25 protein-coding genes are annotated in these 19,966 nt (G+C 36.5%); 20 read left to right on the top strand and 5 right to left on the bottom strand.

Annotated elements, in window-relative coordinates; translation table 11 throughout:
- Positions 1–19: 19 nt before the first annotated feature.
- The 7 genes from LT143_RS08900 to LT143_RS08875 all read left to right on the top strand — a co-directional run bounded on the left by LT143_RS08900 (position 20) and on the right by LT143_RS08875 (position 4,400).
- Positions 20–709, top strand: a complete 690-nt coding sequence (locus LT143_RS08900) for a CoA transferase subunit A (RefSeq protein WP_246942410.1) — start codon at positions 20–22, stop codon at positions 707–709.
- A gap of 11 nt (positions 710–720) precedes the next feature.
- Complete coding sequence (locus LT143_RS08895; protein ID WP_246942407.1) at positions 721–1,389, top strand: CoA transferase subunit B; 669 nt, start codon at positions 721–723, stop codon at positions 1,387–1,389.
- 41 nt (positions 1,390–1,430) lie between these two features.
- A complete protein-coding gene (locus LT143_RS08890) occupies positions 1,431–1,679 on the top strand; it encodes a YqkE family protein (RefSeq protein WP_246942405.1) in 249 nt (82 codons plus the stop codon).
- Between the two features lie 273 nt (positions 1,680–1,952).
- Positions 1,953–2,075: a hypothetical protein gene (locus LT143_RS20405; protein ID WP_272495737.1), complete on the top strand. Its 123-nt coding sequence runs from the start codon at positions 1,953–1,955 to the stop codon at positions 2,073–2,075.
- A gap of 25 nt (positions 2,076–2,100) precedes the next feature.
- Positions 2,101–2,379: a hypothetical protein gene (locus LT143_RS08885; RefSeq protein ID WP_246942403.1), complete on the top strand. Its 279-nt coding sequence runs from the start codon at positions 2,101–2,103 to the stop codon at positions 2,377–2,379.
- A 405-nt stretch (positions 2,380–2,784) separates the two neighbouring features.
- Positions 2,785–4,068 carry a histidine--tRNA ligase gene (locus tag LT143_RS08880; RefSeq protein WP_246942401.1) on the top strand — a complete coding sequence of 428 codons (1,284 nt, stop codon included), beginning with the start codon at positions 2,785–2,787 and terminating at the stop codon, positions 4,066–4,068.
- A 38-nt stretch (positions 4,069–4,106) separates the two neighbouring features.
- The gene (locus LT143_RS08875) at positions 4,107–4,400 is read left to right on the top strand and encodes a hypothetical protein (protein WP_418909818.1); all 294 of its coding nucleotides are present in this window, start codon (positions 4,107–4,109) and stop codon (positions 4,398–4,400) included.
- Positions 4,401–4,484: 84 nt separating this feature from the next.
- Here the strand turns inward: LT143_RS08875 and LT143_RS08870 are convergent, their stop codons facing one another.
- Positions 4,485–5,285 carry an MBL fold metallo-hydrolase gene (locus LT143_RS08870; protein WP_246942396.1) on the bottom strand — a complete coding sequence of 267 codons (801 nt, stop codon included), beginning with the start codon at positions 5,283–5,285 and terminating at the stop codon, positions 4,485–4,487.
- 197 nt (positions 5,286–5,482) lie between these two features.
- Here LT143_RS08870 and LT143_RS08865 point away from each other — a divergent pair, with 197 nt between their 5' ends.
- Positions 5,483–7,726, top strand: a complete 2,244-nt coding sequence (locus tag LT143_RS08865) for an MASE3 domain-containing protein (protein WP_246942506.1) — start codon at positions 5,483–5,485, stop codon at positions 7,724–7,726.
- Positions 7,727–8,081: 355 nt separating this feature from the next.
- On the opposite strand, the gene LT143_RS08860 is transcribed toward LT143_RS08865, so the two are convergent.
- Positions 8,082–8,501, bottom strand: coding sequence for an Lrp/AsnC family transcriptional regulator (locus LT143_RS08860; RefSeq protein WP_246942394.1), 420 nt, complete (start codon positions 8,499–8,501; stop codon positions 8,082–8,084).
- 152 nt (positions 8,502–8,653) lie between these two features.
- On the opposite strand from LT143_RS08860, the gene LT143_RS08855 reads away from it, so the two are divergent.
- Both LT143_RS08855 and LT143_RS08850 read left to right on the top strand, forming a co-directional pair.
- The gene (locus LT143_RS08855; RefSeq protein WP_246942504.1) at positions 8,654–8,842 is read left to right on the top strand and encodes a DUF1272 domain-containing protein; all 189 of its coding nucleotides are present in this window, start codon (positions 8,654–8,656) and stop codon (positions 8,840–8,842) included.
- The gene (locus LT143_RS08850; protein ID WP_246942392.1) at positions 8,842–9,396 is read left to right on the top strand and encodes a cysteine hydrolase family protein; all 555 of its coding nucleotides are present in this window, start codon (positions 8,842–8,844) and stop codon (positions 9,394–9,396) included. Before LT143_RS08855 ends, LT143_RS08850 begins: the two co-directional genes overlap by 1 nt.
- A gap of 116 nt (positions 9,397–9,512) precedes the next feature.
- Here the strand turns inward: LT143_RS08850 and LT143_RS08845 are convergent, their stop codons facing one another.
- Together LT143_RS08845 and mciZ are read right to left on the bottom strand one after the other, a co-directional pair.
- Positions 9,513–10,421 carry an aldo/keto reductase gene (locus tag LT143_RS08845; RefSeq protein WP_246942390.1) on the bottom strand — a complete coding sequence of 303 codons (909 nt, stop codon included), beginning with the start codon at positions 10,419–10,421 and terminating at the stop codon, positions 9,513–9,515.
- A gap of 140 nt (positions 10,422–10,561) precedes the next feature.
- On the bottom strand, positions 10,562–10,735 hold the full coding sequence (gene mciZ / locus LT143_RS08840) for a Z-ring formation inhibitor MciZ (protein ID WP_246942388.1): 174 nt from the start codon (positions 10,733–10,735) through the stop codon (positions 10,562–10,564).
- A 72-nt stretch (positions 10,736–10,807) separates the two neighbouring features.
- Between mciZ and LT143_RS08835 the strand changes: the two genes are divergently transcribed.
- The 3 genes from LT143_RS08835 to LT143_RS08825 all read left to right on the top strand — a co-directional run bounded on the left by LT143_RS08835 (position 10,808) and on the right by LT143_RS08825 (position 13,683).
- The gene (locus tag LT143_RS08835) at positions 10,808–11,362 is read left to right on the top strand and encodes an NUDIX hydrolase (protein WP_246942386.1); all 555 of its coding nucleotides are present in this window, start codon (positions 10,808–10,810) and stop codon (positions 11,360–11,362) included.
- Positions 11,363–12,526: an endonuclease Q family protein gene (locus LT143_RS08830; protein WP_246942384.1), complete on the top strand. Its 1,164-nt coding sequence runs from the start codon at positions 11,363–11,365 to the stop codon at positions 12,524–12,526.
- Positions 12,527–12,714: 188 nt separating this feature from the next.
- Entirely contained in the window at positions 12,715–13,683 is a 969-nt protein-coding gene (locus tag LT143_RS08825) for an alpha/beta hydrolase (RefSeq protein ID WP_246942382.1), read from the top strand.
- A gap of 63 nt (positions 13,684–13,746) precedes the next feature.
- On the opposite strand, the gene LT143_RS08820 is transcribed toward LT143_RS08825, so the two are convergent.
- The gene (locus LT143_RS08820; RefSeq protein ID WP_246942381.1) at positions 13,747–14,313 is read right to left on the bottom strand and encodes a GNAT family N-acetyltransferase; all 567 of its coding nucleotides are present in this window, start codon (positions 14,311–14,313) and stop codon (positions 13,747–13,749) included.
- A 146-nt stretch (positions 14,314–14,459) separates the two neighbouring features.
- On the opposite strand from LT143_RS08820, the gene spoIIM reads away from it, so the two are divergent.
- From spoIIM to LT143_RS08785, 7 genes are all read left to right on the top strand, one after another.
- Positions 14,460–15,104: a stage II sporulation protein M gene (gene spoIIM, locus LT143_RS08815; protein ID WP_246942378.1), complete on the top strand. Its 645-nt coding sequence runs from the start codon at positions 14,460–14,462 to the stop codon at positions 15,102–15,104.
- A 110-nt stretch (positions 15,105–15,214) separates the two neighbouring features.
- Positions 15,215–15,676: a ferric iron uptake transcriptional regulator gene (fur, locus tag LT143_RS08810; protein ID WP_246942376.1), complete on the top strand. Its 462-nt coding sequence runs from the start codon at positions 15,215–15,217 to the stop codon at positions 15,674–15,676.
- Positions 15,677–15,795: 119 nt separating this feature from the next.
- A complete protein-coding gene (locus LT143_RS08805; protein WP_246942375.1) occupies positions 15,796–16,023 on the top strand; it encodes a YqzK family protein in 228 nt (75 codons plus the stop codon).
- A 6-nt stretch (positions 16,024–16,029) separates the two neighbouring features.
- Positions 16,030–16,920, top strand: coding sequence for a site-specific tyrosine recombinase XerD (xerD, locus tag LT143_RS08800; protein WP_246942373.1), 891 nt, complete (start codon positions 16,030–16,032; stop codon positions 16,918–16,920).
- A gap of 180 nt (positions 16,921–17,100) precedes the next feature.
- Positions 17,101–18,297: a phosphopentomutase gene (deoB, locus tag LT143_RS08795; RefSeq protein ID WP_272495736.1), complete on the top strand. Its 1,197-nt coding sequence runs from the start codon at positions 17,101–17,103 to the stop codon at positions 18,295–18,297.
- A 1-nt stretch (position 18,298) separates the two neighbouring features.
- On the top strand, positions 18,299–19,126 hold the full coding sequence (locus LT143_RS08790; RefSeq protein ID WP_246942371.1) for a purine-nucleoside phosphorylase: 828 nt from the start codon (positions 18,299–18,301) through the stop codon (positions 19,124–19,126).
- The gene (locus LT143_RS08785; protein WP_246942369.1) at positions 19,126–19,947 is read left to right on the top strand and encodes a purine-nucleoside phosphorylase; all 822 of its coding nucleotides are present in this window, start codon (positions 19,126–19,128) and stop codon (positions 19,945–19,947) included. Before LT143_RS08790 ends, LT143_RS08785 begins: the two co-directional genes overlap by 1 nt.
- Positions 19,948–19,966 lie beyond the last annotated feature (19 nt).

The raw sequence follows: 19,966 nt of genomic DNA, 5'->3' as shown, positions 1-19,966 counted from the left end.
ACGTGGAGAGGTGAAGTCATTGAAGCAAATCCATTCTTCTTTTGATGAGGCCGTAAAGGACATTAAAGACGGATCTACTCTTATGGTAGGGGGATTCGGATTAGTAGGTATTCCAGAGAATCTAATCCTTGCATTGGTTGAATCTAATGTAAGAGATTTAACGGTGATTTCAAATAATTGTGGTGTGGATGATTGGGGATTAGGACTACTTTTAAGAAACAAGCAAATCAAAAAAGTGATTGGGTCTTATGTAGGAGAAAATAAAGAATTTGAAAGGCAAGTACTTTCGGGTGAAATTGAAGTAGAATTAGTACCTCAAGGAACACTTGCCGAAAAAATTCGTGCTGGAGGAGCTGGAATTCCTGCATTTTATACACCAGCAGGGGTTGGTACATCAATTGCTGAAGGCAAAGAAGTCCGAGAGTTTAACGGAAAAGAGTACTTACTAGAAGAAGCTTTAATAGCGGACTTTAGTTTAGTTAGAGCCTTGAAAGCTGATAAAATGGGGAATCTAGTCTACAACAAAACTGCCCAAAACTTTAATCCGATTATGGCTGCTGCTGGGAGAGTAACGATTGCAGAAGTGGAAGAGCTGGTGGAAACAGGAGATCTCAATCCTAATCGTATTCATACTCCTAGTATTTATGTTCAACGTTTGGTCGTAGGTACACAACAAAAACGTATTGAGCGTTTAACGGTTAGGAAATAGGGGGGCTTACGATGACACGGGAACAACTAAACACACGTGAAAAGATTGCCAAACGTGCTGAGCAGGAAATTCAGGACGGTAGTTATGTAAATCTAGGTATTGGAATGCCAACACTAGTTGCGAATTTTATCTCTGTAAATAAAAAAGTGGTACTTCAATCTGAGAATGGTTTACTCGGTATAGGACCTTATCCCTCAGAAAACGAGGTGGATCCAGATTTAATTAATGCAGGAAAAGAAACGGTAACGGCCATTCCAGGAGCTGCCTATTTTGATAGTGCAGAATCGTTTGCGATGATACGAGGTGGTCACATTCATGTTGCCATATTAGGTGGCATGGAAGTATCGGAAAAAGGGGACCTTGCTAACTGGATGATTCCGGGCAAAATGATTAAAGGAATGGGAGGCGCTATGGATTTAGTTCATGGTGCACAAAAAACAATCGTTATCATGGAACATGTAAATCGAGATGGCGCACCAAAAATTCTAAAAGAGTGCTCTTTACCACTTACAGGAAAATCTGTTGTCAATCGAATTATTACCGATCGTGCAGTTATTGATGTTACAGAAAGAGGCTTGCAGCTAATTGAAGTGGCAGAAGGATACTCTGTAGAGGATATTAAGAAGATGACAGAGCCTGATTTACTTATTGATGACAATGTAAGACTTAACGCATATTAATAGAATTTGCTATAATAAATTCATCTGAAAGGGTGAAGGTAATGGCAAAGAAAAAACAACCAACAAGACCGGTTAAAAAAGACGATGATAAGGTTTTACTAAAAGAAAGACTAAATGGAGACCTCTTTCAACAACTTAAGGAAAAGCAAAAAATGCTACTAGCAGAAGAACAGACGAAGAAAGAGGAAGAGTTGGCGAGAAAAAAAGAAGAAGCACGTCTTCGTGAGAAGAATAAATCCTTTGAAGAGCTCTTAAATGAAAGTAGCTTGGACTGGAGCAAATATAAGTAAACAACAATATACACACGAAAGAACAGTCAAATGAATCAATTTGGCTGTTTTTTTTGATAGCCTATGAATGGAGGAAGGCTTGTTCGAAAGAAGTTGAGCATTGCTAAAACTTTCAAAAAAAACATGCAGTTCCTTAGAAAAAGAAACGGTAGAACTAGGGATGCTTGCCGTTTTTATTGTTTTGCAGATTGTGACGGACTTAGAATATTATTTTATTAGCGTTTATAGTATATTTCCAGTCTTTGTGTAAGGAATGAAATAGGAGGAGAGGGAATGCTTAATCTAAGTGCAGGGGTTACTGGTTTTCAGCCATCCCCATTAATAGACGGGATAGAATTTAATTCAATATGTTATTCTCTATTTGGTTCTAACGTACTGGTCTTTAATATGAATTAAATTTAAAGAAGAAAATGTTCATATCTTGCTAAATAGCCATTATCCTTATCTTGCTTTTACTTCCTCTCGTCCAATAGATGTTTGTAGCTTTCCCTTTATTGAACATCCAGAACTATCAGAAGTACTTAAAGAATATTATCTAATATTAAGTGTCAGTCAATTGAGTGAAACAGTAGAATTTACCAAAAAAGCTAAAAGAATTATAGTGAAAAACGCAAACACGCTTCATCAAAGAGAATTGGAACAACTAGTGTATTGGCAGCCAAAAACAGTAGGAGAGATTATCTTTAATTATTGGGATTAGTGAAGTATATATAAAATTTTACAAGTTGCGTTTGGATGAAAAGAAGAAAGTATATTGCATAAATAATGGCAATATGCTACATTTAATGAAAATTAGAGGTGGGTACAATGCGTCCATTAATGACGACTATATTACTATTTTCACAACTACATCATCATAAAAAGTAGCCTTGCTATTCGATTTTTAACAATCGCAAATAGGAAGGCTATTTATCAATAAACCGTATTTGATTAAGTTTAATACTTACATCAGGTGCGGTTTTTTATTTTAGAATCTTTTCTAAACTTATGTGGCGATTGGACCAATTTCTTTGAGGATAGAGAAACACGAAGGAATGACTTGAAATTTACATTGAACCAAACCTAAAACAAAGACTTATTCACTAAAATACTGGAGGTAAGAAAGATGAAAAAGATGGATTATCAAAATGTAAGAGGTACACTAGATTATTTACCAGATGATGAAATAATAAGAAGAAACATTAGAAGAACTCTAGAAGACGTCTTTATCCAATACGGATGTCAGCCATTAGAGACACCCATATTAAATTACACTGAATTACTCGCTTCAAAGTATGGAGGCGGTGCTGAAATACTAGAAGAAATGTACAAATTATCTGATAGAGGAGAGAGAGAACTGGCATTACGATATGACCTCACTATACCTTTTGCCAAAGTGGTCGCCATGAATCCGACCCTTAGAATGCCTTTTAAGAGATATGAAATCGGAAAAGTATTTAGAGATGGACCTATCAAAACGGGGAGATTTCGTGAATTTACTCAATGTGATGTAGATATTGTGGGAGTAGATTCTCAGTTAGCCGAGGCGGAATTAATGGTAATGGCACTAGATGCATTCAGTAAGCTTGATTTAAAGGTAACCATACAATATAACAATCGCAAACTACTTACAGGTATGCTTGAACTGTTTGGTATTGGATCAGAGAATATGAATAAAGTTATCTTAATTCTAGATAAGCTTGAAAAAGTAGGAGTAGATACTGTTATCTCGGAGCTTTATGATCAACCGTTACAAGACTCAACCATTATTTCAGTGAAACGGTTTTTGACCGATGAAGAAAATACAAGACTCAGCTACTTTGAACTTTATTCCTCTCAAAATGAAAAGGTTAGGGAAGGGTTAGCTGAATTAAAAGAGTTGGAGTCTTATTTAGAATTTTTAGGAGTAGATAAGCCTTGTGTCTTTAGTCCATTTTTAGCAAGAGGTTTAGAGATATACACGGGTACCATTTATGAAATATTCTTATCAAATCAAAAGATTAAATCGAGTATTGGCAGTGGCGGAAGATATGATCAAGCAATTGGTGGGTTAATTGGCACAAATGAAAACTTCTCTACAGTAGGAATTTCATTCGGTTTGGATGTTATGTATACCGCAATCCGTTCATCTGAAAAAGATTGTCAAAATAGTAATAACCTAGATTTCTATATTATTCCATTAGGTACTCCCAAGGAAGCCTTACTAGTAGCAACGAGTCTTAGAAGAGGAGGATTTAAAGTTGAATGTGAGTTGAGCAATAAAAAATTAGGAAAAGCTCTTGAGAAAGCTAACAAAGAAAAGGTAGAAAATGTAATTATTATTGGTGGAGATGAAGTTGAAAATAATCAATATAAAGTTAAGAATATGTTCTCAGGTGAGGAAAGAATAGAGTTTTTTCAATTTAAATAAGAGTAGAAGCTATTCATACTAGGAAAAGAGGGATGTTATTGGAGTTCTATAAAGATGGATTTATGATTAGTGACAAAAAAGAATTAATTGATGTAGGAGATGTGTATAGCTTACTCTCAAAAACTTATTGGGCTTCTACTAGAACAAAAGAGATAATGGAGAAAAGCATACAACATTCACTTTCATTTGGTGTGTATGAGAAGAAAGGTAAATTAATTGGGTTTGCAAGAGTAGTTACTGATAAAGCCGTATTTTCATGGATATTAGATGCACAAGATTTTTATAGAAAGTTTGATTTTGAGGATAATAAATGCATGACTAAGCCTTTATAACTTAGACACTTTTTTTGAAACTGAAATTTATAAGAAAGGCATGTAAACAATGCCTTTCTTATGTACTATTCTGTTCTTCCTAACTTATTTCCGATTTTCCGGAATTTCAGTTTCATCGAAGTTTGCTGCAAGTGTGGTAAGACCTTCCATAAGATTGTTTCCAGTCATTGGCAGTCCATGCCCAGTAATCGCTGTTTTAGGTTTAAGTGCAGCTAGCTTTTTCACACTTTTAGATGCAGCTTGCCAATCCATTGTAAAGTAAGCCGGTGGACCGTGCATTTCTTGTTTTTGTGTGAGAACTTCGTATAATGATTCTTGTTCGACGGTCACGAACGCATCGCCGGCAATCAACACCTCATCATGTTCACGATATAAAGAGATATGTCCAGGAGTGTGCCCAGGTGTATGAATGACCTTCCAATCCGGAAGTACGGGAATAGAACCATCCTGTGGCAGAATTTGAAGATTTTTGCTTATGTTAATACTGTTACGCGGGAATAATGGAGATAATTTAGACACTAGTCCCTCTGCTCCGGTATTAGGTGGAGGATAATTCTCCTGTCCTGTTAGAAACGGCTCTTCCGCTTGATGTGCATATACGGGCACATCCCACTTGTTTAGAAGCTCTTCTAAAGCTCCGATATGATCAAAATGACCGTGAGTAAGAATAATAGCTGATGGTTTGGCACCAGGTCCAAATCGGTTCTCTGCTTCTTCAAAAATCATTTCATGACAATCAGGCATTCCTGCATCTACTAATACAAATTCTTGTTGATTTGCTTTTCCAATGAAGCAAATATTTACAATTTGGATTGGAAAGAAATAAAGGTCAGGAAGTACCTCTATTCCCATACCACTTGTTAAAGAAGTTAAGGGCATTTTCATAAGTATTCCTCCATTTCTGAATCGGAAATAGTATTTCTTATTTAATGAAGGTTTATGTTTGTTTCTTCCTACAAAGCATTGCTCATGCCAAGAACTAGTAAAATCATTGCTATAACCTGCAAAGTTCGATAAAATTCAACTAAGTGTAAATATTGAAGAAATATGTAATTAATCCATTAATTGTTAGGTTGGTGTCTATGCTAACGTCTCCTAAGACTTATAGATTTGCTGTTTACCTATTAAAGATTTCTTTTCTGCTTATTTTACTTGTCTACTTATTTAATGATTTTCTAACTAACTTCTATGACTCTCGCAATCATCTTTTTATTCATACAATTCTTGAGATATTTAGTGTGCTCGTGTGTTTTGCTATTAGTATGTATGGATGGAAAGCCTTTGATGACACGAAGAAACAGACACTTTTGTGGCTTCCATTTATCTTTTTATCAGTTGGCACACTTGATTTCTTTCATTTAATGACATATCCTGGAATGCCTTTTTTTATTACGGAGAGTTCAATAGAAAAAACGGCTTGGTTTTGGATGACTGCACGTTTAACTGCTTCTATTGGGATCCTCTCACTGATTTTGTCTACCGATCATAAAATTACGTTCTTAAAACGAAAAATTCTTACTATTATTAGTATTATCTATTTAGTAACCATCACTACCATTATATATACTTACGAAAAGCAATTACCTGTCCTCATCATCGCCAATACTGGGCCTACACCAATTAAAAACTTCCTAGAATATTTTTGTAGTTTATTACTTGGCATTGCCTTACTATATAAAGCTAGAAAATTGATTAGAACAAGAGAACAAGCGGATTTCGATATATTATTTGCATTAGCATTCCTTCTTATTAGTGAGATGACATTAACCATTTATTCGAGCATTTCCGATTTGTATGTCGTGTTAGGTCATATCATTAAAGCATTTGGTTATGCCTATATTTTAAAAGGCTACTTTTTCTCAAGGATGCAAGTTTCGTTCCATCAGAATGCTGAAACGGAAAGAACATTAAAAAATACACAAGAGGTTCTACATTCGGTTTTTAATCATACACCGGATAGTATTACGATTTTGAATTTGGAAGGTAGAATATTAAGTGTCAATCAAGGCTTTGAGTCTGTCTATGGATGGAAGGAAGAAGAGATAAAAGGAAGACTATTTAGAGATTTAATGCCAGAATTAAGGGACAACATTGATAAAGTTGTGGCAGAAGTATCCCAAGGTAAAAGCTTAATTGCGTATGAAACAATAAGACAAAGAAAAGACGGTCGAAAGATTCTTATCAATATGACCATTTCACCAGTAAGAAATGAATTTGGGGAAATCGTTCAAATGGCAGCGATTTCTAGAGACCTTACCAATCAAAAGCAAGTAGAAACCAAATTACTAGAAGCGGAACAAGAATTAAAAGAGACCGTTCGGAAACAACAAGGCATAATATTTAAGTACTATAAATTTAATGATGATTTTATCCATACTCTCTGTGATGGGGAACTATTGTATGAACTAGACCTAGATCCAGACTGTGTAGTTGGTAAAGGGTTAAAAGAACTAATCGAAATAGCAGAGATCAAACAAGTTTTACATTCGAAATATGAATGTGCTTGGAAAGGACAGGATGTTTCTTTTGAGGTTACCATCAAGAATAGAATCTGTGTCATTACACTAAAACCAATTAAGAGAAACGAAGAAGTATGTGAGGTAATTGGGTCTTGTATTGATATTAGCCAGCTAAAGAGGACGGAAGAGCTGCTTCAAAAATCAGAAAAGCTCGCAGTCGTAGGAGAATTAGCTGCTGGACTCGCTCATGAAATAAGAAACCCACTTACAACGTTAAAAGGTTTTACACAGTTAATAGATTCGCAGGAGGGACTCGCCCAGAAGAGTTATATCGATTTGATGCTCTCAGAATTAGATCGTATTGAAATGATTACCAATGAATTTATGGCAGTAGCTAAGCCTCAAGCCGTTCATTTTCGTGAACAGGATATGATTAAACTATTGAACCAAGTGGTATCTTTTTCAAAACCCCAAGCATTATTGCATAAAATTGACATTAACGAGACATACGAGATCGGCCAAGCTTCTTTAATCTGTGAAGGTAACCAAATAAAACAAGTATTTATTAATCTAATCAAAAATGCGATGGAAGCCATGCCTAATGGTGGACAACTTTTTGTATATGTAAAAAAGAAGTCGGATGATCAGATTGAAATTATGTTAAAAGACACAGGGGTTGGTATACCAAAAGATATTTTACCTAGACTGGGGGAACCGTTCTATACCTTGAAAGAAAAGGGGACAGGGCTTGGTCTAATGGTTAGCTTTCGAATAATTGAATCCCACAAAGGTACAATTGTGTTTGAGAGCGAGGAAAATAAGGGAACGACAGTTAAAATTACACTTCCCTTAGTTAGAATTGCTTAGTTTAAGGCTCTTATCTAAAACTTTGTTGCTTTTCAATCTTATATTTCATCAATTTTGTCATATTAAGTATGATTAAACTGATTTATTAAAGGTTAGAAAAGAGCAACTATTCTAGATATAAAGCACAGACTTTTTACGATAGCAACAATCTATACGAAAACAGCCTTTTATGATAAACATCCCTTCTACTACTATAAGACCGAAGTGATCATTGTTAGAAAAGAGCTTAGTTGAAAAATCCACAAAAATAAAAAAGCCATTGTTTAATGTCAATCAGTACTTTATCTGATTGGCATTTTTCAATGGATGTTTATTTAACCAGTTTTTTTCATCTAGATAATAGTTTAATTGATAACTATATAACTTTATTCTGGATCGGTGAAGAAAGATTAATCATCGTATAAGGCTCCCCATACTCCATAGTTGCATCTATGAATTCCTCTAAAAAATCATTTGTTTCAGTGACCACTTTAACTAAATAGCTATATTCTCCAGTTAATCGATGACATTCAATGACGTGTGGGTTCTCCTTACAAAATTCTCTAAAGGCTTTACATCTATGTGTTTTTACTAAGATGAAGGCTTTCACTGACTTATTTATTTTGTTGGAGTTGATTTGTGCCCTATAGCCTTCTATGACCCCTTGTTCTTCTAACTTTTTTACCCTCTCCGTGACAGCAGGCACAGACAAAGCAATTTTCTTTCCTAACTCAGTCATCGATATTCTACCGTCTACTTGTAAGATATCGATTATTTTTCGGTTAATGCTATCCATTCTCAACTCACACCTTTAATTTTCAGGTTTACTTGTTTATTTTCCTGTTTTCTTTAAGTATACCAACCCTAAATCCTTAAGAGAAGCATATGCGACCGTTTCAATATCTAATAAAATAGAAATAAGTTAATCACAGGAGGGGAGAAGGGAGTATTAATGAAGACTCGTGCGAGAAAAGTAAAATCCCTTTAAATGACGATGCTTATATTTGTGTTCATGCGTGCACTTTTTGTGATCAATGCACGCATGAAATGTCTAATATATGTCCTAATTGTAGAGGGAAATTGGTAAGAAGACGTAGAAATGTTGTTTGCTGTCCAATTCTAAAGGGGGAAGGTTAATGAATAGAGCACTAATAATTATTGACGTTCAGGACGTTTTTCTTGACCCAACATGGGGCAAGAGAAATAATCCTGAGGCCGAAACCAATATTAAACGTTTATTATCGGAATGGAGAAAGAGAGGGTCTGAGGTTATCTATATCCAGCATATCTCTGAAAATCCTCATTCTCTCTTCTATTTTGAAAATGAATCAACTCAAATAAAAAATATAGTGAAACCGCTGGAAAACGAGAAGATATTCACAAAACAGGTCAATAGTGCTTTTATAGGGACATCATTAGAAGACTATCTAAACATAAAAAAAATGACGGAAGTAGTCATCACGGGTTTAACGACTCCCCACTGTGTATCAACGACTACGAGGATGAGTGCAAATTTAGGCTTTAAAACCTTTTTATTATCAGATGCAACGGCTGCTTTTGAACAAACTGATCATAGAGGCCATTATGTGGACGCAGATACGATACATCATTATTCTCTTGCAACCGTACACCAAGAATTTGCTACTGTTCTATCTACACAGGATTTTATAGACAACTATTTAGATTCCTAGACTATAAAGTAGTCCACTGCCACCGGAGTCATAGTTATTCAGTTTTTTTCAAAGTGTTAAGTAAGTCTTAAAAGTGTGATTCAATTTCTACCAGCATAACTTAACTTTCTCTGTACTCACCTATGCTGTTGGTATACTTGGGCAGGAAAGTTAGATTGAATGATCTCTATCTCTTGTTTAGTAATGCTTTGAGATTCTACAGCTCTGACATTCTCTCTAATCTGACTTATACTGCTTGCTCCGGGAATAACAGCAGCTACTGCTTTGTGGTCTAGACAATAATGCAGAGCATACTCTTGAAAAGATCGTTCAGGTAATGCGTCTTTTAAAGTAGTTATGCTCTTTGTAAGATCACCTTCTGTAAATTGAAGATATCCATTCTCAGGCGTTTTTGAAGCCCAAGAATCAGTCAATACACCTTTTGCAAGTGGGCCTCTAGCCATTACACTAACTGAATGCTCAGCCAGGTAGTCCAGAATTTCTTCTTCAGGTCGTCTATCCAAGATACTATATTGCATCATGACACTCACAATGGATGATTTAGCTACATACTCTTTTATAACATTTGGTCGAATTGAAGAGATTCCATAATAGCGAATGATCCCTTCAGCTTTTAACTCCTCAAACGCTTCTATCGTTTCATCAATTGGATCCTCCATTGTCCCCCCATGAAGCTGATAGAGGTCAATGTAATCTGTTTGAAGTCGATTTAGGCTTTTCTTAACCGCTTCTTTTATATATTTTTTACTAGGATCCCAACTCCAGCGTTCTTCCCCGTCCATCCAACGATTACCAACCTTCGTAGCTAAGATCACATTACTTCTCGTATGTTTAATAGCCCTTCCTACAATTTCCTCGTTCAATCCACGGTCATATAGATCAGCCGTGTCTAGATAATTAACCCCAAGCTCAAGGGCTTCATCAATAATAGATTTTGCTTTCTCAACATCCGTTCCTAAAGACATACAACCTAATCCAACCTCACTAACCAATAGGTCAGATGTGCCAACATAACGTTTTTTCAATGTTTGCCCTCCTAAGTTTAATTCTTCCTATATTTTAGCAAAAGACGAATAGTGGGGAAACAGGAGGGTTTTCAAGTAGGTGTTAATCCTTGAAGAAAATTTAGTGATAAGAAGCCTTGCTAGATGACATGACCTATAATCTACCTATTCTGTAACGGAAAGAGAATGACATTATGTTTCCTCGGATTTTTCTTCTCATCATGTATCCATTCAGAGACGGTTTCATAGGATTGACTATACTCTTTCAGTTTTTGCTGGATTTCCCAGGCTTTACCTGCCATGTATATACCTTGTTTGTGTATATGAATTTTCATTTTTAATTCCCCCATTTCGTTATGTTAAAATGTATGAAGGATAAAAATTAGTTAGAACGAGGAGAGAATCAAATGGAATCCTTTGAAGAAAAGACTCTTTCATCCAAAACCTTGTTTGAAGGAAGAGTAATAGATCTAGTATTTGAAGAGGTACTTTTACCAAATGGTAAACAGAGTACGAGAGAAATAATTAAGCATCCTGGTGCTGTTGCCGTTATTCCTATAACGGAAGATGGAAAAATTATTATGGTTAGACAATTTCGTAAAGCGCTAGAAAGAGAGTTAATAGAAATTCCTGCAGGGAAGCTTGAAAAAGGCGAACAGCCAGAGTTGACAGCAAGAAGAGAGTTAGAAGAGGAGACTGGCTTTACATGTAAGAATTTAACGCATCTCATCTCCTTTTATACTTCTCCTGGTTTTGCTGACGAGATTGTACACCTATATGTAGCTGAAGGTCTCTCAGAAAAGGGAAATAAGCTAGAATTAGATGAAGATGAATTTGTTGAGGTTATAGCATTAACTTTAGAAGAAGCAAGACAATATATTGAAGAGAAAAAAATATATGACGCAAAAACAGCTTATGCCGTACAATATTTAGAACTAAAAAAGGCGATGGAACGTAAATAAATGGAAGAGTATTATGTAGATTTACATATTCACATTGGTGGGACAGCTACGGGTAAACCGGTAAAGATTACGGGAGCCCGTTCTTTAACAATTGAAAATATCTTAATAGAATCAACTGAAAGAAAAGGCTTGGATATGATTGGGGTTATAGATTGTCATGTACCTGAAGTTCTCCATGAACTCGAAACATTTATTCAAAAAGGTGAAGTGGTAGAACTAGAAGAAGGTGGCTTGCGTTTTCAACATGTGACACTTATTCTAGGGACAGAGATTGAAATCTATGATGAAAACTGTAAGGGACCCATCCATGTACTCGCGTTTATACCAACTATAGCTAAGATGAAAGAATTTTCAGCTTGGATGAGCCAGCGTATGAAAAACATTACCCTGAGCTCTCAACGAATGTACGTACAAGCGGTGGAACTTCAGACGAAGGTTCGTCAATTAGATGGGCTGTTTATTCCGGCCCATATTTTTACCCCATATAAAAGTCTTTATGGTAAGGGCGTTCACTCGACTCTTAAGGAAGTATTTAATCCTGAATTAATTGATGCTGTTGAATTAGGCTTAAGCTCTGACACAATGATGGCAGACCAAATCGAGGAACTTCATTCTTATAGTTACGTAACGAATTCAGATGCGCACTCGCTTCCAAAAATTGGACGTGAACACCAAATTATTCGAATGGTACAGCCTACCTTTGAGGAGTTAAGAAAAGCTCTTCATCGTAAGGATGGAAGAGAAATTGTAGCCAACTATGGGTTAGATCCTAAGCTTGGTAAATATCATCGGACAACTTGTGATCAGTGCTTAACCTTACTTGAAAGGTCAGAGGAGCCTTGCCCATCTTGCGGAAGCTCCAAGATAGTAAAAGGGGTCTACGATCGATTAGTAGAATTAAAATCATTTGAAGGTACGTATAAAAATCGACCACCATACATCCATCAAGTCCCACTAGAGTTTATTCCGGGATTAGGTCCGAAAACATTAGAAAAATTAAGAAACTATTTTAAAACAGAGATGGCAATTATACACGAGGCTCCAGAAGCTGCATTACATGAAATTGTTCCTTCAGCCGTTGCTGAATTCATTATTAAGGCAAGAAAAGGAACACTACTCTTGCAGTCCGGTGGCGGTGGACGTTATGGTAAGGTAGAACAATAAGAATCAAAGGCTCAAATCTTTAGGGGGATTTGGGCTTTTTTCTTTTTGGAAAATCCGCTTTGCTAGGGCGTATTGGTTTGTTCATTGGATATAAATAGAAATAAAAGATTAGAAGGTTTTTCCGTGATAGGGATGGTTTTCTGGTAAACTATTATTTATATATATAGAGTAAAGGGGAATGAAGGGTCTTGCGAAATAAAATCATTAAAGTAAGTGCGGTGACTCTTGTAGTAATGACAGTGTTACTCATAATCGCTGGTAACTATTTTTATCATATTGCAATAAATCGTAGTAAGGAAGGGCCAGCACTTCATGGTGGAGGAGAAAGTGTGACTGCCGCAAGTTTGATGGAAACGGACGAAAAACAAGCAAAGCTTCTTGAAGTCATGGAGTGGACCAACAATCAAGACTTTGAAATAGTTGAAATAACAACGTATGATGGTTTGCGATTAAAGGGACGTTTCTTAAAAAATGAACATTCAAATGGAAAAGCGGTAATCCTCGCACATGGATATAAAGGAAGCAGTGAACAAATGCCTGGAGTAACGAAGTATTATTACGAACTGGGCTTTGATGTATTAAAGCCAGATGCAAGAGGTCATGGAGATAGTGAAGGAGATTATATTGGGTATGGCTGGCATGATCGAAAGGATTATGTAAGTTGGGTAAATTATCTAATAGACCAAGAGAATGAGAATCAAATTTTTCTTCATGGATTCTCAATGGGTGCTGCTACCGTCTTAATGACAAGCGGTGAAACGCTTCCTGAGCAGGTAAAAGGAATTATTGCAGATAGCGGCTACACCTCTGTGATGGATGAGTTATCTCATCAATTACGCTATTTATATCATCTTCCTCCTTTTCCAATTATGGAAGTCACCAGTCTTGTAACAAAAATAAGAGCAGGGTATTCATTTGAAGAGGCTTCAGCATTAGAGAGTGTAAAGAAGAATAGATTACCGCTTTTTATCATTCATGGTGATATCGATCAATTGGTTCCAACAAGCATGGCGTATGAGTTATATGATGGAGCGGTTACAGATAAGAAGGAACTTTGGATTGTCGAAGGTGCCGGTCATACAGAGGCATATACCGTTGCTGAAGAAGAGTATCAAATTCGCTTAAAGGAATTCTTGAACAGTTCGGTCTCACGTTAAACTTATAAGAGAAATAAACCCAAACTAGTGAGTTTGGGTTTATCTACTTGAACAATCTTTCATTCAAGTTAATCGTATCTTAGAATACACGTAAGTGTCTCGAACGCCAGATCCGTCTACAGCCAGATCATCCTGACGTAATATACCTTCTAATGTGAACCCAAGCCTTTCGGGTACAGCCTTACTTTTAATATTTCGAGTATCCATCCTAATTTCCACTCGACGCGCGCCTAGTTTTTCAAAAGCGAATTGAGTAAGCCCCTCTACAGTTTCTGTTACATAGCCTTTTCCGCTGTAACGACTATCAATCCAATAACCAATCTCGAATTTAGGTACATCCCAATTGATGCGGTGTAACCCGGTCGAAGCGATAAACTCCCCAGTTTCTCTGTGGTAAACATGGAAACGCAAATCTTTTCTTAACAGAAACTTCGCATGAGCTTCGCGTATGTTTTCTTCTAGTTGTTCTTCCGTTTGTTCATTCCTTGCAAAAGGTAGCCAAGGCTCTAGTTCATTGCGAGAATTTTTAATTGCATGGTGAACCGCTTTTCCGTCACCGGGTAAAGGCATTCTAATAAGAAGTCTTTCAGTGGTAAATTCAGAAGGGAAGTCTAGTAAAATAGGTTTCATCATCACACCTCACAAGATCATTTTTAGGAGTATACCATAACCCCTTTGTTATCTGGAATATTTTTCTTCTAGTAAATTGTCATAGATTTGAAAATGATTCATAAAATCAAATATGGACCATTAGAACTTTTAATAGGGGGATTACGATGAAGAACCAATCATGGAAACATACGATATCTATTCATATAAAAGAACATTCATCTATTTATCTTTTTATTACGATATTATTTATGATGGGGATTGTATTTGGCGCCATCGTTGTTAACAGTTTAAGTGTAACTCAGAAAACAGATCTATATATGTATCTCAGCCGTTTTTTTGGACAGGTTGTACAAGGTGAATTTGCAAATGCACATGATCTCTTTCTCCAGAGTTATTCACATCATATTAAATACATCGGGTTAATGTGGATATTAGGAATCTCAATAATCGGTTTACCAATCATATTAATATTGCTATTTTTAAAAGGAATTGTTGTTGGATTTACAGTTGGTTTTTTAGTCAATCAACTAGGGTTTAAGGGATTTTTACTATCATTCGTTTCAGTGCTTCCTCAAAACCTAATTATTATCCCAGCCTTTATCATAATAGGAACGATAGCTGTTTCATTCTCACTACGATTAATTGGACAGATCATTTCAAAAAGAGGCAGTTTACCGTTTATGCAGATTTTTACCCGTTACACTGGTGTTGCAGTTATAATTTGTTGTCTTGTTGCTCTCGCATCAGCATTTGAAGCATACAGTTCACCGTTACTCATGAAGCAAGTTGTAAATATTATTAATAAATAATAATTATTAATTAACAATATTTATTTATATTATATGATAATGATTTTATTTTGACAGTTCCCTTACTTTTGCTATAATTAGATAGTGAATGGCGAGGGAGGGAAAATTACATGGAAAATCGCATTGATCGTATAAAGAAGCATCTACACTCTTCAAGTTATAAACTTACTCCTCAACGAGAGGCCACAGTTAGAGTGCTTCTTGAACATGAGGAAGACCATTTGAGTGCTGAAGATGTCTACCTCCTCGTTAAGGAAAAATCTCCTGAAATTGGATTAGCAACTGTGTATCGTACTTTAGAGCTTTTAACAGAGTTAAAGGTTGTAGATAAAATTAATTTTGGAGATGGAGTTTCTAGATATGATCTCAGACAAGAAGGAGCAGCACACTTTCATCACCATCTTGTGTGTATAGAGTGTGGAGCCGTTGATGAAATTCAAGAGGATCTTCTTGGAGACGTTGAAGAAATTGTAGAGCGTGATTGGAACTTTAAAATTAAAGATCATCGATTGACATTCCACGGGATCTGTCATCGATGCAACGGTAAAGAAGAAGAACCCGTAGAGGAATAACCTTTCAAAATATGAAGGGTTTTTTTCTTTTTAACGTATAAAGATTGTCCCATCTGGCATATACCTTCTAATGAAGAATGTATTTTTCGAATAGGAATAGTGTCTTAGGGGGAAAACTCATGACTGGATGGCTTAAATTGGCTTTAAATACAATGAAGGTTTTTATTTTATTTACTGGCTGTACGATTTTATTTTATTATGGACTTATGTGGATTAATGAAGAATATCAGAGTTACCATCGATATGATGAACCTGAAGGATCCGCCATTAAAGTGACAGCCATGGTTTCAGATTCTAATAAAAGTTTAGTTGATCGATTATGGCTATTTTATCACTTCGGGGAGTAGAAGAAGTTGAATGATCAATTACAGGATTTCCTACATTATTTAACGGTAGAGCGTGGATTGGCAACGAACACTATACAATCCTATGAGCGTGACTTGAAGAAGTACTTGCATTATTTAATAGAGAAAGAGAAACTTGGCAGTCTAGAGACTGTCACAAGAACTCATATTTTGGGCTTTTTGAAACAGATGAAGGAGATGGGGTTGTCTTCTAGAACTCTAGCTAGGCACATCGCATCCATTCGGTCTTTTCATCAATTCTTATTAAGAGATAAAGCTGTATCTCATGACCCTACTGTTCATATTGACACCCCACAGCCGGAACGAGCGCTACCAAAAGTGCTATCCATGACGGAGGTTGAGATTTTACTAGAATCACCAAAACGTGAGACAGCTTTTGGTTTAAGAGATAAAGCAATGCTTGAAGTACTATATGCTACGGGGATCCGAGTCTCAGAATTAATGGGGTTGGATTTGGGAGATATTCATTTAACGATGGGCTTTTTAAGGTGCATCGGTAAAGGAAATAAAGAGCGAATTATCCCGATTGGACGAGCTGCTACAGAAGCACTTGAACTCTATATAAATACAGGGAGAAAAGAGTTAGTTGGTAAAAAGACGACAGATGCCCTGTTTTTAAATCATCATGGTAATCGAATGTCTCGACAAGGATTTTGGAAAATACTTAAGAAATTGACTAAAGATGCGAATATAAAAAAAGAGCTCACCCCACATACACTAAGACACTCTTTTGCTACCCATTTACTTGAAAATGGAGCAGACTTACGAGCTGTTCAAGAGATGCTGGGGCATGCAGATATATCGACCACTCAGATTTATACGCATGTGACAAAAGCTAGAATGAAAGATATTTATAAAACATTTCATCCAAGAGCCTAGAAAAGAGTTTGTTTCTTTTCTAGGTTTTTATAGTTTCATAAAATTATAGATTGATGCCAAAGAGCACTAACGGTATACTTTAAGTTGTCTGACCTCTGACAATTAATAAAAAGGTGGACGATTAAGTATAGTAATTAGTGGTATATTAAAGATAAATGATTGATTTAAGGAGGGAAGGGTTTGTCAACCAAATATCCTTTTAAACGTATTTTTTTAATTGTGATGGATTCTGTAGGGATTGGGGAAGCCCCAGATGCGAAGGAATATGATGACGTTGGTTCTGATACCTTAGGTCATATTGCAGAGCACATGAACGGATTACATATGCCACATATGGCAAAGCTTGGCTTAAGTAATATTCGAGAAATAAAGGGAATTGATAAGGCGGAGCAACCTCTTGCCTACTATACGAAGATGCAAGAAGCTTCAAATGGTAAGGATACGATGACTGGTCACTGGGAGCTTATGGGGTTACATATTGAAACGCCATTCAAAACTTTTCCAGACGGCTTTCCATCTGAACTTATCCAACAGCTAGAAGAGTTTACAGGTAGAAAAATAATAGGGAATAAACCGGCTTCAGGAACTGAAATATTAGATGAACTTGGTAAAGAACATATGGATACAGGTGCACTTATTGTATATACCTCAGCTGATTCCGTTTTACAAATAGCGGCTCATGAAGAAATTATTCCGATTGAGGAACAATATAAAATTTGCGAATTTGCAAGAAAAATTACACTAGATGAAAAATACATGGTCGGACGAATTATCGCAAGACCGTTTATTGGTGAACCTGGAGACTTTAAAAGAACAACGAACCGTCACGATTATGCCCTAAAGCCTTTTGGAAGAACGGTCATGAATGAATTAGCAGATCAAAAGCTAGATGTGATTGCTATCGGGAAAATCTCTGATATATATGATGGTGAGGGAGTGACACAGTCCATTCGAACGAAATCGAATATGGACGGGATGGATCAATTGGTTAATACGACTAAGGCTGAATTTACTGGTTTAAGCTTTTTAAATCTTGTTGATTTTGATGCCATTTATGGTCACCGACGAGATCCTGCTGGGTACGGTCAGGCACTAGAAGAGTATGACACTCGACTTCCAGAAGTATTAAATAACTTAAACGAAGACGATTTACTCATTATTACTGCAGATCATGGTAACGACCCTACACATCAAGGTACAGATCACACAAGGGAGTATGTTCCGTTATTAGTCTACAGTCCTTCATTTAGTCAAACAGAAGAACTAAGTATAAGGTCTACATTTGCAGATGTGGGTGCGACTATATCAGAAAATTTCCAAGTAACAATGCCGGAATTCGGAAAAAGCTTTTTAAAAGAATTAAAAAAGGGGTCATAATATGGAAAAAGCAATTATTGAAAAATCTGCTCAGTATATAAAGGAGAAAATGCAAGCTACACCGAAAATTGGATTAATTTTAGGGTCTGGTCTAGGTGTGTTAGCGGACGAAATTTCAAATCCTGTTCAGATTCCTTATCACGAAATACCAGAATTCCCAGTTTCCACTGTAGAGGGGCACGCAGGGCAGTTAGTGATAGGTGAGCTTGAAGGTGTTCAGGTAGTAGCTATGCAAGGGCGCTTTCATTTTTATGAAGGCTACAGTCTAAATAAAGTAACGTTTCCTGTAAGAGTTATGAAAGAAATAGGCGTAGAAATGGTCATTGTCACGAATGCTGCAGGAGGGGTTAATACGGCATTTAAGCCTGGAGACTTAATGCTAATTACAGATCATATTAATAATATGAGTCAAAACCCATTGATTGGTAAAAATGATCCAGCCTTTGGTGTTCGTTTCCCAGATATGTCTAATGCTTACTGTCCAAAACTTCAAGAACTGGCTAAAACGGTAGCAGGACGTATTGGTGTTGATTTACAACAAGGTGTCTATCTTGGAAATACAGGGCCATCATATGAAACGCCTGCAGAAATTAGAATGATTCGTAAACTTGGTGGAGATGCTGTAGGGATGTCAACAGTACCAGAAGTAATTGTAGCAAGACATTCAGGATTACGAGTTCTTGGCATTTCATGTATCTCAAATATGGCAGCAGGGATTTTAGATCAACCACTTACGCATGATGAAGTTATGGAAACAACAGCTATGGCAAAAGCAAGCTTCCTTTCACTTGTGAAAGAGGTTGTAAAGGAAATGGGAGGAAATCAATAATGGATAACGTATTAGTAAAAATGAACGAAGCAGTAGCATACATAGAAGAACAAGCAAAAGTAAAGCCTGAATTCGGTCTAATCCTTGGTTCTGGATTAGGTGAATTGGCAGATGAAATAGAAGATGCTGTAAAAATTGACTATGAGCAAATTCCTAATTTCCCAGTCTCAACAGTTGAAGGTCATGCTGGAAAGCTTGTAATCGGTAAGTTAAAAGGTAAAGCTGTTATTGCGATGCAAGGTAGATTTCATTTCTACGAGGGATATTCCATGCAAGAAGTTACATTCCCAGTGCGTGTAATGAAAGGGTTAGGTGTTCATTCAATCGTAGTGACAAATGCTTGTGGTGGTATGAATAAAGAGTTCGAACCAGGTGATTTGATGCTTATTGAGGATCACTTAAATATGACAGGACAAAACCCTTTAATTGGACCTAACGAATCTGAACTAGGACCACGTTTCCCAGATATGAGCCGTGCATATACAAAAGAATACATTGAAAAAGCAAAGGAAGTAGCAAACAACCTTTCTATTAAAGTGCAACAAGGCGTTTATGCGGGTATTACAGGGCCAACTTATATGACACCTGCAGAACTCATTATGCTTCGTAACCTTGGTGCTGATACGATTGGAATGTCAACGGTACCAGAAGTCATTGTCGCTAGTCATATGGGCGTAAAAGTACTAGGAATTTCTTGTATTACAGATATGGCAATCGGAGAAGAGTTAGAGCCATTAACACATGAACAAGTAGTAGAAGTAGCAAACCGTACAAAGCCGAAATTTATTCAGCTTGTAAAAGAATTTCTTGCAGCAGTATAACAATTGGAAGGGTCTTCGG

It is taken from the genome of Bacillus pinisoli (assembly GCF_023036475.1).
GTDB lineage: Bacteria > Bacillota > Bacilli > Bacillales > SA4 > Bacillus_BS > Bacillus_BS pinisoli.
Note: the sequence above shows the minus strand (reverse complement) of the source record. Positions and strands in the feature narration are given on the sequence as shown.